General features: G+C 32.1%; 10 protein-coding genes. All 10 read left to right on the forward strand.

Translation table 11 applies throughout. The annotated features are described in order from the left end of the window. Window positions 1-83: 83 nt before the first annotated feature. The 10 genes from AC2LE6_RS01915 to ygeW all read left to right on the forward strand — a co-directional run bounded on the left by AC2LE6_RS01915 (window position 84) and on the right by ygeW (window position 12,811). Window positions 84-578, forward strand: coding sequence for a GNAT family N-acetyltransferase (locus AC2LE6_RS01915; RefSeq protein WP_484477550.1), 495 nt, complete (start codon window positions 84-86; stop codon window positions 576-578). A gap of 75 nt (window positions 579-653) precedes the next feature. Next, window positions 654-2,231 (forward strand): GGDEF domain-containing protein, encoded by a 1,578-nt coding sequence (locus AC2LE6_RS01920; RefSeq protein WP_484477551.1) that lies wholly within the window; start codon window positions 654-656, stop codon window positions 2,229-2,231. A gap of 51 nt (window positions 2,232-2,282) precedes the next feature. Further along, complete coding sequence (locus tag AC2LE6_RS01925) at window positions 2,283-2,855, forward strand: DNA-3-methyladenine glycosylase I (RefSeq protein ID WP_484477552.1); 573 nt, start codon at window positions 2,283-2,285, stop codon at window positions 2,853-2,855. 322 nt (window positions 2,856-3,177) lie between these two features. After that, window positions 3,178-5,076 carry a hypothetical protein gene (locus tag AC2LE6_RS01930; protein WP_484477553.1) on the forward strand — a complete coding sequence of 633 codons (1,899 nt, stop codon included), beginning with the start codon at window positions 3,178-3,180 and terminating at the stop codon, window positions 5,074-5,076. A gap of 11 nt (window positions 5,077-5,087) precedes the next feature. Beyond that, a complete protein-coding gene (locus tag AC2LE6_RS01935; protein ID WP_484477554.1) occupies window positions 5,088-5,900 on the forward strand; it encodes a hypothetical protein in 813 nt (270 codons plus the stop codon). Between the two features lie 233 nt (window positions 5,901-6,133). Then, window positions 6,134-8,449 carry an immunoglobulin-like domain-containing protein gene (locus AC2LE6_RS01940; protein WP_484477555.1) on the forward strand — a complete coding sequence of 772 codons (2,316 nt, stop codon included), beginning with the start codon at window positions 6,134-6,136 and terminating at the stop codon, window positions 8,447-8,449. 61 nt (window positions 8,450-8,510) lie between these two features. Continuing rightward, window positions 8,511-9,320, forward strand: a complete 810-nt coding sequence (locus tag AC2LE6_RS01945) for an aldo/keto reductase family protein (RefSeq protein ID WP_484477556.1) — start codon at window positions 8,511-8,513, stop codon at window positions 9,318-9,320. Window positions 9,321-9,486: 166 nt separating this feature from the next. Continuing rightward, a complete protein-coding gene (locus AC2LE6_RS01950) occupies window positions 9,487-10,095 on the forward strand; it encodes a helix-turn-helix transcriptional regulator (protein WP_484477557.1) in 609 nt (202 codons plus the stop codon). Window positions 10,096-10,134: 39 nt separating this feature from the next. Further along, window positions 10,135-11,601: a pyridoxal-phosphate dependent enzyme gene (locus AC2LE6_RS01955; protein WP_484477558.1), complete on the forward strand. Its 1,467-nt coding sequence runs from the start codon at window positions 10,135-10,137 to the stop codon at window positions 11,599-11,601. 13 nt (window positions 11,602-11,614) lie between these two features. After that, complete coding sequence (gene ygeW / locus AC2LE6_RS01960) at window positions 11,615-12,811, forward strand: knotted carbamoyltransferase YgeW (RefSeq protein ID WP_484477559.1); 1,197 nt, start codon at window positions 11,615-11,617, stop codon at window positions 12,809-12,811. Window positions 12,812-13,020: the final 209 nt, after the last annotated feature.

Consider the following 13,020-nt stretch of genomic DNA (forward strand, 5'->3'; position numbering starts at 1 on the left):
AGTAGTTAGTTTAAATAAATGGGTATGGATTGGGTTTGCATTCCTCCAAATTATTTATCTATCGCTAGTTAGGAGTGTTCAATATGTTAGAAAGTAGAAGACTATACTTTGTACCTTGGGAAAAAAGTGACTTCAAGGTATTAAAGAAAACGTTAGGAAATCCTAAAGTTTGTGAGTACCTACCAGGTAAGAACCAGAAGTCTGATGAAGAAATTCAGAAGTGGCTTGATTTCTATGTCTCTTCCTTTAATGATGATTTAGGGAATAAGATATTTAAAGTCCTAAACAAACAAACAGGAGAAGTCATAGGATATGGTGGACTGGGATTTGTTAAAGAGTTTGATGAGATTGAAATCATGTATGGTTTCGATGTAAAACACTGGGGTCTGGGTTACGCAACTGAAGTCTCAAATAAGCTAAAAGAATATGCAAAGAAAATAGGTCTTAAGTATGTTATTGCTTTAGCAGATGTAGGAAACATCGGATCAGCTAAAGTGCTAGAAAAAACTGGATTCAAACAAATCAAAGAAGTTGAAATGTGGGGACTAGATTTATACTTTTATGAAATGAACTTATAGAACGATAATTCGCCCTATTTTCTGATGTAGATATGTTATAATATAAATATATATTAACTAGAGGTGGTGAACACTATGTTGAAATACAGAAACTTAAAATTTGGTGTAATATCGTTATCAATCTCGTTATTCGTTATTGGTATGGTTTTACTTTCCTTTTTCTTCATTCAAAATGGAATATTGAAATCGGGAATTGAAGACTCAATATCAACTGATTTAAGATCATATTCAGTGGATATTGATAACAAAGTGGCTTCGATTGCAAGTGATGTTCTTTTGTTAGAAGAACTTATCAAAAATAATAATGTGTTTACTTTTAATGGGGATGATTTAGAGTATACATCTCTAGAGTTAAAAGATAATTTAGAAGAAGATCTATTCGATTGGATTAATATCAACAATGTATATGATCAGATTCGTATCATAGATACATCGGGTATGGAAATGATTAGGGTTAATTACAACCAAGGGTCACCAACAATAACAGCTGAGGTAGATTTGCAAAATAAAGCAGGTAGATACTATTTCACGAATGCGATTGATTTGGCTGACGAATACATTTATTTAAGCAAATTAGACCTGAATATAGAAAATAGTGAAATTGAATACATTGATGGAGTACCAAAAGCAATGCTTAGAATTGCCTCGACAATTTATAATGAAGAGGGTAAGCAAATAGGATTATTAATAGTTAATTATCTTGCTGATAATTTATTTCATGACGAGGAAACCCAATCAGGCCAATTCTCTGAGTTTGAGGTATTAAATGATGAAGGGTACTATCTTCATTCGATTAATCCAGCAAAAGAATTTGGGTTCATGTTTCTAGATAAAGAAGATGAAGTGTTTAGTACATACCATAACTATCCAATATTTGAAGAGGATAATATTCAAATTGCGCAAAAAGCATTTGAAGGTGAAGTCTATACCTCTTTGTTAATAAGTAATGTAAAGTTATCAGATTCTATTAGTGAGAGAATAGGTATAACAGTACCTATCTACTCTGATAATGGAGATATTATTATATTTTCTGAAGTCGATGTTAGAGAGACAGCAGAATTCAAAAGCCTTCTAAACAACTACATTGTATTTGTTATTGTAGGAATTACATTCTCTTTTATTATCACAAGATTGTTAGACGAAATAACATACCAAAGAAAACAGCAACTTGTATCACTAGAATACTCATCAAATCATGATGTCCTAACAGGACTACCAAATAGAAACAATGTGTTTAATATTTTAGATAGAATGGATGATATGAATAAGGCATACACAATAATGTTTTTGGATTTTGACGGATTCAAGAATGTTAACGACGAATATGGTCATGACATAGGAGATAAAGTACTGATCGATGGAGCAAAAAGAATTAAAAATACAATTCGTGAATCAGATATTATCTCAAGAATTGGTGGCGACGAGTTTATGATTATATTACCAACAGCTACAGAACAAAATGTTATTGATAGAGTGTCACAAAAAATCATGGATGCGATTATCAAACCTTTCATATATGATAAGATTACTTGTAGTATTGGAGTTTCGATTGGCGTAGCGATTCAGGATGGAACAAAAATTACTGAGGAAATTATCAAACTTGCAGACGAAAGAATGTATAAAATTAAAAAGACAAAAAAACTAGACCTTTAAAGGTCTTTTTTTTGAAGTGAACAATATGTTAAAATAGACTGAGGTGATACAATGAAAACACGATGTTTTGGAAATAAACCAGGTGAAGAACTATATGCCAAATACCATGATGAAGAATGGGGTGTAGAAGTTCATGATGATAGAATACTATTTGAGTTTCTTATATTAGAAGGAGCACAAGCAGGATTAAACTGGTATACAATACTTAAAAGAAGAGGAGGTTATAAAAAAGCCTTCAAAAACTTTGATCCCATCAAAGTATCTATAATGACGGATCAGGAACTTGAAGAACTAAGAAACTATGAAGGTATTATTAGAAACAAACTAAAGATATATTCAGCTAGAAAGAATGCATTAGTCTTTCTAGATATACAAAAAGAGTTTGGTTCTTTTGATAAATATATATGGGGATTTGTTGACTATAAGCAAATAGTGAATCACAGACCATCGTTTGATGGTATGATGGCAACTACTGAAATTTCAGATAAACTATCAAAAGACCTTAAAAAAAGAGGTATGTCTTTTGTAGGTTCTACTATTATGTATGCATATATGCAGGCTGTAGGAATGGTAGATGATCATTTAGATACTTGTCATTTAAGAACTATTAAATCGGGTGTTTAGAATAAACAACGACGAGCCGTATCACAAATAATTGCAACTTATGATATGGAACTCATAACAAAGCCCTATTGGGCTTTTTCTTTTGGGTCTTATATGACCTGTTATTTATAAAAAGGTATTTTATAATGTATATATGGGTGATGATAAATCAATAATTACATTCATGGAATTCACAATACAAGAGGTCGGGATATGTGTAGATCAAAGAGGAAAAGAAACAAGGAGAACTACTGTCTAAGTTTCATCACAGTCAATCTCTTTCACAATTGTATAAATATTTAACTAGTGATATAATGATGATAAGGAAGAAGGAGGAGAGGTTATGAGAAAATTAGGGATATTTTTATTTTTAACTATTTTAGTGTTAATTACCGGTAATGTTCAGGATATGAAAGCATCTCAAGTGAGAGAAGTTGTATATTTAAGAACAAATAACAGTAAAGTCTATGATATGGGTGATGGTGTTTATCAATATCAGTATTTTAAAAATGATATTCATTATTACACACAAGAAGGGTACAAAGAATATAACCAAACATTGGAGTATAATAACTCTTCTGGAAGGTATGATACTCAATACAATAATTATAATGTATCTTTACCAGTTATGTCTGAGTATGAACAACTTTTTTCAACATCACTTAATTATGAGGACAACAATAAAGTTCTAATCACTTATTATGATTTGTATCAAATGGAAATAGAGTATACAAACGAGATGAGTTATGCCAAGTACAGTGATAATCAAATACATATCGCTGATAGAAGTTCTAATGTATCTAGTTTACATCTTGAACCTCTTAATCAAAGTTTAAGTGAGAGATTCATATCCGAGACATCTCATAATGATTCGATTACCTACTATATATATACCGATGAACTGTCGTTATTAGAAGTTGAGGGAGAATATCATTTTATTGATAAAGCAAATGCTTCAATATTTTCGATTGGCAATTATTACAGTAGAGGAGCAAATGGACAGTTCTTTTTTGGGAACAAAACAAATGTGATTGAAATTGAGTCTGGTGTTTACGAAGTTGAAGTTATTCTTGATCAAACGATATCACAAAGTTCAGATGAAGTTTACCCAGTAACGACATATGGTGGGGTAACATATAGTCTAGTATCAACTCCAAGTGGCATTAGGGACAAAACGATTATCCAAGATACTAATGTAGAGTACGATGTAGATTATTTTACAGTTTCAAAGCAGACACTAATGCCTGCACCAGCTGGGAGTATACCATATTTACCAGTATATAATCTATACAGTATAATGGAATTAGATTTCTCTGATATAAGTGGTTCCAATATTACTGTATTAGATGCAAAATTGACGATTCAAAGAGAATCAAGTAATGTAAATACTAAAGTACCAGTTTCTTTAATTACATCATCTATTACATTTGATGATATTACTGGAAATTCAAGTTACACAAAAACACTACTATCACAAAGTAGTATTTATACTGACTTGATGGTATATGACATCACTCAGGAAGTCTCAGATGAAATGAGTAACGGAGATAAAAGTTTACTTATTGAGTTTTCACCAGAAATGATAATATTAAAAACTTCATCTATGAAATATATGCATTTCTTTTCGGAAAATTCAAGTACAGAGCAAAGTCCTTATTTTACAGTTGACGTTGAAGGCATTACATTGAGTTCTGATTATGGTGATGCACCTATATATAGTGATGTTTTAACAACTGATCCAAATTGCTTTGGCTATTCATTAAGAATAAATAACACATTGAATATAACTACTTCAGCTGGTGATATAGATTTCAGTAATATTAATGTAACGAATGACTATTATTATAAGGTAATAGTACCTGCTGTACTATACACTATAAATAATCAGCAGTTTGTTTCAGGTAGAATATTACCAAATTTGAATGCTCAAGTGAGCGTTAATGAGTATAGAATAGCGCTAAGGGTTGGAAACGTTGAGGAAACTACCAAGACTTTTTATACTTTCCCAAGCGGATACGGTCCGGTTATTAAGAATGAAGATTTTCATTTTATGATGCAGTTAAGTGATGGAAAATGGGGACATAAAGTCGGTAATCTACCAAGTGAATATTTGGGTAATGTAGTGAATCCATCTTCAGTTGATTGGGATGCACCTTATCCATATATTTCAGGGGATTATTTCCCAAATCACTATAATAGTCCAACAGTCTATTTTGCAGTAATAAATACAAAGACAGATTAGGAGGAGATTTGATGAAGTATAAAAACTTACTTTTGTTAATTGTTATTATGATTTTTATGAGCTCATGCGACTCAAATGCTGAGATGACAGATACATCGTTGTATGATGATTTATCAAATGCAGGATTTCTTCTAGAGGAGTTTAATCTAGAAACTTTAAGTAATGATTTCTCTTATGTGTCTGTCAGAACAATAACTGATCCTTTGAGTGACGATTACGGGATAATTTATGAGTTATCAGAAGATGATGTTAATCTATTCTATGAATCAAAACTGACTTTTAGTATTTCTACAAGTGATATTGTTTTTATATATAAAATCGATAATTATGTTCTTGAGATGTATCATAGTACGACATCAACATTCCCGGGATTTTTACGTCAGTACGATTTTGAATCAAACTATCAGTTTAGTATTTTTTATCTTGGCTCTTTACAGTATAGTCCTGTCATTCAAGATATGTTAGATGATGGTGGTGATAAATTTTATACTGTTAGCGATGAAGAGATGTTGTTGTACCATGCAGCATATAACAGACGAAATCTTCAAATGAAATCTGTTGAGCAGATTTCTTATAATAATGTAACGTACACAGTTATAATGTACTACAGTGTTGAGGATGCTTTAGAAGCATTCCCATATCAAGACACATTGAATGCAGGTACTCCAAACTGGGCAAAACATTATATTTTATATCAAAACTACGTTATTATCATTGATGTAAATTATACATATGAAAATCAAATATACGATCCTTTCCTAGAGGTTGAATATTTAACCTACAGTCATGATCAAGCTCAGTATGAACCTTGGGAGATAGATTAGGTATTTGTTTATGATGAATATAATGCATAAGTTTCATCATTATTTCATAATAAGTTGCAATTAAAAGTGTTACAAAGAGCTATATCATAAACTATAAGACCGATCGTATCGGTCTTTTTACTTACTGTTTTTTGAATGGGATGCGAATACCAAATTGATTTGTACTTAATACTGAATAATGATAAAATATGTAAGAGTTTTAAAACTAAATTGAGTTTTCGGAGGAATGGATTATGAGAAGAATTACAGTGTTTTTATTTGTCATATTTATAGGAGTTCTAGTAGGTTGCGAGGATAGTGCCACAGACACTACACCACCTGTTGCTATACTTATTGGGGAAGAAACAGTTTATTTAGAGTATATGGATACCTACGAGGAACTTGGGGCAATATGTGAAGATGATATAGATGAAAACTGTAAAGTATTTATTAATGGTGATGTTGTAAACACAACTAGACCAGGTACATACATCATTTCTTATTTTGTAGTTGATGAGTCCAGTAATACTGGAATAGTAATAGATAGAACAGTCATTGTTTCAGAAACAACATCTCCAATCATTTCTTTGATTGGTGATGACATCATATATATCAATTATGGTGACTCATATAATGAACTAGGGGCAAATTGTACTGATAACTACGATACAACATGTGTTGTTATAATTGATGATTCAAATGTAGATGAAACTACAATAGGAACATATAGTGTTTTATATAACACAACAGATACTGAAGGAAATGTAGCGTTAGAGATTATAAGAGAAGTAGTTGTTAGTGATAACGAATCACCAATCATCTCTTTGATTGGAGATCCGGTTATTGAACTTGAATATAACAGTATCTACTCTGAATTAGGTGCAACATGTACAGATAATTACGACCTTACTTGTGATGTATTAATTGGTGATACAGTGATAGATACTAGTATTTTAGGTAGTACAGTAATTACATATAATGCAGTTGATGCCTCATCAAATGATGCCATAGAACTTACAAGAACAGTAATAGTTCAAGATACAACAGCTCCAGTAATTACATTGAATGGCGATAGTGCTATAAATCTTGATCTTAATGCTTCTTATTCTGAATTAGGAGCAACATGTACAGATAACTACGATACATCGTGTACTGTCATTATTAGCGGAGATACAGTTGATACAAGTACTGTGGGTACATATCATGTAACATACAATATAACTGATACTGAAGGAAACATAGCGTTAGAAGTAATAAGAACAGTAACAATTAATGATACAGTATCACCAATCACTTCTTTGATTGGTGATAGTGAAGTAGATATTGAATACGGAACAACATATAATGATTTAGGAATTAATTGTACAGATAACTTTGATACTACCTGTGTTGTAGTAATGGGCGGGGATACAGTTAATGTATATACACTAGGCACATATGTGATTACATATAATGTAACTGATAGCGCAGGAAACATAGCTATAGAAGTATCTAGAACTGTCACAGTTGAAGACACAACTTCTCCAGTTATAGATGTATCAGAATTAAGAACTACAGTTACCTTAGATGGTTCATTTGATTTTACATCTTCATTTTGTGCAGATAATAGAGATTTAACTTGCACTGTTGAGGTTGTAACAGTGTTAGATACAAGTGTTCTGACTACACAACTTATCACATTAAGGGCAGTTGACACTGAAGGTAATGAAACCACAGTGGTACATCAAATAGAAGTAATTGAAGGGCTTGATACAACGATTTACGTACCAACTGGATATTATGATACTACTATAGGTTTAACAGGTGCTGCTTTAAAAGATTCTTTATACGATATCATTAAAAATCATACAGAGTATTCTTACACAAGTTCTAGTACAGATGTATGGGATATATTAAGAGAAGCAGATGAAGATCCTAATAATAGTGATAATGTAATGATGTTCTATAGTGGATTTAGTTGGCCAAAAGAATGTCAAGATACTGTGACAGCTAATCTTCCAGATTACTGTTTTGATAATAACGATAGAACCGCATCATATACAGAATGGAATAGAGAACATATATGGAGTAAATCTAGAGGAGATTTTGGTACTAGCAGTGGAGCAGGAACTGATGCTCATCATCTAGTAGCCGCAGAAAGAACAATGAACTCAACTAAAAACAATCGTATGTTCGAAGATTGTAATGACGGTGACGATACGAATATAGTTGATAGAGGATTTGGAAACTATACATGTAATACTTGGGACTTTGAACCAAGAGATGAAGTAAAAGGTGATGTTGCTAGAATGATATTCTATATGGCGACACGTTATGAGTCTGAAGACTCATTAGATCTTTATGTATTAGACGATGCAGATTCAGATAAATCCTTAAAGCTATCACAATACGGAGACTTAGATGATTTACTAAGATGGCATATTGAAGATCCTGTTGATGAGTGGGAGTTAGAAAGAAATCAAGTAGTATATACTTACCAAGCAAATAGGAATCCATTTATTGATCATCCAGAATTGGTTGAGTTAATATGGGGAACACCTGAAAGTGTAATAGAGTATGAACCATCATAAATTGCATGATGATATACTTTGAATAGAAGATGTCATATACTAAAGAAAAGGATGTGCTTATATGAAATTTATTAAGATGAATAATGGATTAATGATACCTGTTTTAGGAACAGGAACAAACACTTATGGGAAAGAAAATAATGATTTCTTTGCCAAGATTACTTACGATACAAAAGAGCTTAAATCTGCAATTGAATTGGGTTATAGAATGATAGACACTGCAATATACTACCGCAATGAAGCAGTTATTGGAAAAGCAGTTAGAGAGTCGAATATTGACAGAGGTGAATTCTTTATTACTTCAAAAATTCCTGAGAAAAAAGAATATACAGAAACTGATGAATCAGTTAAGCATCATATTGAGCAATCACTTAAAGAATTAGATATTGAATATATTGATCTCTATTTAATACATTTTCCTCTTTCGACCAATGAAGACAATGTAAGAGTCTGGAGAGTCTTAGAAAGTTTTGTTGAAAAGGGACTTTTAAAATCGATTGGCGTGTCAAACTTTAATGAAGAGCAGTTATCTTACTTAATTCAGCATGCAAATATTAAACCAGTGTTAAATCAGTTCCAATCTTACCCTGGTAAGCAACAACAATCATTAATAGATTTTTGTAAAGCAAATGATGTGATTCCCGAAGCGTATCAGTCACTTGCAAAATTAGGTCCAGAGACAAAAGATCAATTAATGGAACTAGCAAAACCATATAATAAATCGTGGAGTCAAATAATCCTTAATTATCAAATTCATGAAGGGTTAGTTGTAATCCCTAAATCACATAGTAAACAACATCAATTTGAAAACTTAGATGTGTTCGACTTTGAGTTAACAAAAGAAGATATTGAGACTATTAGAAACATGTAAAGCGACAAGCTCCTAAATATATATAGGGGCCTTTCTTTTGTCTTGAAATACTATTAGAAATAAATAAAATACAAAAAAATTGCAAATACATAAATAAAATACAAAAATTATTGAAATCCCTTTCATTATGTAAGATAATAGAAGTAGATTAGCAAGGAGTGTTTATATGGAAGATTTATTCAATGTCTTAACTCGGATGAGTGACGCGATGGTAAAAACATTTGGTCATAACTGTGAAGTAGTTATTCATGACCTTGAACAAGAATTAGAAAATACTATTGTTTATATCAAGAACGGGCACGTATCAAACAGGCAACTTGGTGATGGTGCTTCTGCATTAGTACTAGATACGATCAACGATCTTGATATGATACAAGAAGATAAACTTAACTATATAATTAGAGATGGAGAAAAACACATCAAGTGTAGTTCTTTGTTCTTCTATGATAATGATATTTTAAGGTATATCCTTTCAATCAACTTTGATATTACACATCTTATAAAAACTCAAGAAGCACTAGGACAACTTATTGTTCATGAATCAATAGGAGTACCTGATGAATTTCCTGTAGATGTGAATGATGTTTTAGATAGATTGATTCTTCAATCGATCGAGAAGGTTGGTAAACCAATTGATCAAATGAACTACAAAGAAAAATCAATAGCGATAAAATTTTTAGATAAATGCGGTGCATTCTTAATTAAAAAAGCAGGAGATAAAGTCGCAGAAGTATTCGGAATATCAAAATACACAATATACAATCATATGAAATAAAGTTAAACAGATAAATAGTAAAAGAAAGAAGGAGTACAAATGAGTAATCTTAATCTTATTGATTTAACAATCAATGAACAAAAATTAGTAAATGCAATTAAGAGAGCAAAAGAAAAAGGAATCATTATTCCTACATATGCTCAAATGAAAAATCCTGATTTAATCCCTAACGAAATTAAAGAAGAATTAAAAACGATTAAATCAAGTGATTTAAATCCATTAAACCTATTCCGTATCAACTGGCATAATGAAGCCAAAGAAGATGGTGGATTATTTAATGAAGGTAATTACGTTGTATTACCAAAAGAAGTAACTGGTGTTGATGCTAAAATAGTAGCGATCAGTGGGAAATACTTTCCAACTGGAGCACACAAAGTTGGGGCAGCATTTTCTTGTTTAGTACCAAGATTAGTTACAGGGCAATTTGATCCAACAACAACAAAAGCAGTATGGCCATCAACTGGGAACTACTGCAGGGGCGGGGCATATGACTCTGCATTACTAGGTTGTGAATCTATCGCAATACTACCTGAAGGTATGTCTAGAGAACGTTTTGATTGGTTAGAAAAAGTAGCTGGGGAAACCATTGCTACTCCAGGTACAGAATCAAACGTTAAAGAAATCTTTGACAAATGCTGGGAACTAAAGGCATCAGGACAAGACTTAATGATCTTCAACCAGTTTGAAGAATTCGGAAACTATCTATGGCATCACGAAGTAACAGGCTCATTTATTGAATCTGTAATAAACAAAGTTGGTGGGAACTATAAAGGATATGTATCAGCTACAGGTTCAGGTGGAACACTGGCAGCTGGAGATTATTTAAAGAAAATATGGCCAACATCTAAAATACTAGCTTCAGAAGCACTACAGTGTCCGACTATTTATATGAACGGATTTGGAGAACACAGAATCGAAGGAATCGGGGATAAACATATTCCATGGGTACACAATGTTAAAAACACAGACGCAGTCGTAGCTATGGACGATGAAATTCCAATGAATATGATTCGTTTATTCAATGAACCTGAAGGAATCAAGTTATTAAAATCTAAAGGTGTATCTGATGACGTTATATCTAAATTAGAGTGGGCAGGAATCTCAGGATGTGCAAACATAGCCTCAGCTATAAAAATGGCAAAATACTTTGAAATGAAAGAAGACGATGTAATCGTCACAGTTCTTACAGATTCAATGGAGATGTACGGATCTAGATTAGTTGAAATGACTGAACTTCATGGTGAATTCACAGAACTAGAAGCATATAGAGTATATCACCAATACCTACAAGGAATTAACACAGAGTACATGAAAGAATTAAATTACAGAGAAAGAAAAGCAGTTCATAATTTAAAGTATTACACTTGGGTAGAACAACAAGGAAAAACACACGAAGAGATTTGTGAACAATGGGACAACGATGATTACTGGACAAGCATCCCTAAAAAAGTAAAAGAACTAGATAAACTAATCATTGCATTCAACGATGCAGTGAAGAAACTATAAAGGAGTACTACAAATGAAAAAAGATATAAAAAAAATGATCTCAGAATTAGGACAATTAGATCACTCTAAAATGTACAACGAAGATTTCTTATTAACATGGGAGAAATCAGAAGAAGAATTAAAATCAGTATATAAAATCGCATCAATCTTAAGAGCGATGAGAGAAGAAAATATCTCAAGTAAAATATTTGATTCAGGACTTGGAATATCGTTATTTAGAGATAACTCAACCAGAACTAGATTCTCATTTTCAAGTGCTTGTAACTTACTAGGATTAGAAGTTCAAGATTTAGACGAAGGTAAATCACAAGTAGCTCACGGTGAAACAGTTAGAGAAACTGCCAACATGATTTCATTTATGGCTGATATTATTGGTATCAGAGATGATATGTATATCGGTAAAGGTAACACATATATGAGAGAAGTATCTAAATCTGTTGTTGATGGAAACAAAGATGGTGTATTAGAACAAAGACCAACACTAGTTAACTTACAATGTGATATCGATCATCCAACACAATCAATGAGTGATATGGCTCACTTGATTGAAGAATTTGGTGGAATTGAAAATCTTAAAGGTAAAAAAATCGCTATGACTTGGGCTTATTCTCCATCATACGGTAAACCATTATCAGTACCACAAGGTATTATTGGTTTAATGACAAGATTCGGAATGGATGTTGTACTTGCACATCCTGAAGGATATGAAGTAATGGATGAAGTAGAACAAATCGCTCTAGAGAACGCTAAAAAATCAGGCGGATCTTTCACTAAAACAAACTCAATGGATGAAGCATTCAAAGACGCAGATATCGTATATCCTAAATCTTGGGCTCCTTTCAAAGCTATGGAACAAAGAACAGAATTATACGGAAACAGAGATTACGATGGAATCAAAGAATTAGAACAAGAATTACTAGCACAAAACGCAAACCATAAAGACTGGGAATGTACAGAAGAAAAAATGGAATTAACGAAAGAAGGCAAAGCATTATACATGCATTGTTTACCAGCAGACATCACAGATGTATCTTGTGAACAAGGTGAAGTTGCAGCTTCTGTATTTGATAGATATAGAGTAGCTACATACAAAGAAGCATCTTTCAAACCTTATATAATCGCAGCTATGATCTTTGCTAGTAAAGTGAAGAATCCTGAAGAGAAATTATCTGAATTACTAGAAGCAAATAAAATCAGACATTCAAAATAATTGATACATAAACGAAAAGACCATCAATTTGGTCTTTTTTATTACCAATGATAAAAAATGACAAGCATGTTTTAAATTTTCCGTTTATAATATAATTATCTTAGCGCTAGGGTGATAATATGACTTATTATGATAGAATACAAAATGCAATTGATTACATTGAAACAAACTTAGAAGAAGAGTTAGAAACAGAAGACATTGCTATAAAA

Source organism: Candidatus Izemoplasma sp. (genome assembly GCF_982632705.1).

Excerpts from the sequence above, each read along its gene's own strand:
- AC2LE6_RS01950 (WP_484477557.1), top strand. The coding sequence starts at position 9,487 with ATGGAAGATTTATTCAATGTCTTAACTCGGATGAGTGACGCGATGGTA.
- AC2LE6_RS01935 (WP_484477554.1), top strand. The coding sequence starts at position 5,088 with ATGAAGTATAAAAACTTACTTTTGTTAATTGTTATTATGATTTTTATG.
- AC2LE6_RS01945 (WP_484477556.1), top strand. The coding sequence starts at position 8,511 with ATGAAATTTATTAAGATGAATAATGGATTAATGATACCTGTTTTAGGA.
- AC2LE6_RS01925 (WP_484477552.1), top strand. The coding sequence starts at position 2,283 with ATGAAAACACGATGTTTTGGAAATAAACCAGGTGAAGAACTATATGCC.
- AC2LE6_RS01920 (WP_484477551.1), top strand. The coding sequence starts at position 654 with ATGTTGAAATACAGAAACTTAAAATTTGGTGTAATATCGTTATCAATC.
- AC2LE6_RS01915 (WP_484477550.1), top strand. The coding sequence starts at position 84 with ATGTTAGAAAGTAGAAGACTATACTTTGTACCTTGGGAAAAAAGTGAC.
- AC2LE6_RS01930 (WP_484477553.1), top strand. The coding sequence starts at position 3,178 with ATGAGAAAATTAGGGATATTTTTATTTTTAACTATTTTAGTGTTAATT.
- AC2LE6_RS01955 (WP_484477558.1), top strand. The coding sequence starts at position 10,135 with ATGAGTAATCTTAATCTTATTGATTTAACAATCAATGAACAAAAATTA.
- ygeW (WP_484477559.1), top strand. The coding sequence starts at position 11,615 with ATGAAAAAAGATATAAAAAAAATGATCTCAGAATTAGGACAATTAGAT.
- AC2LE6_RS01940 (WP_484477555.1), top strand. The coding sequence starts at position 6,134 with ATGAGAAGAATTACAGTGTTTTTATTTGTCATATTTATAGGAGTTCTA.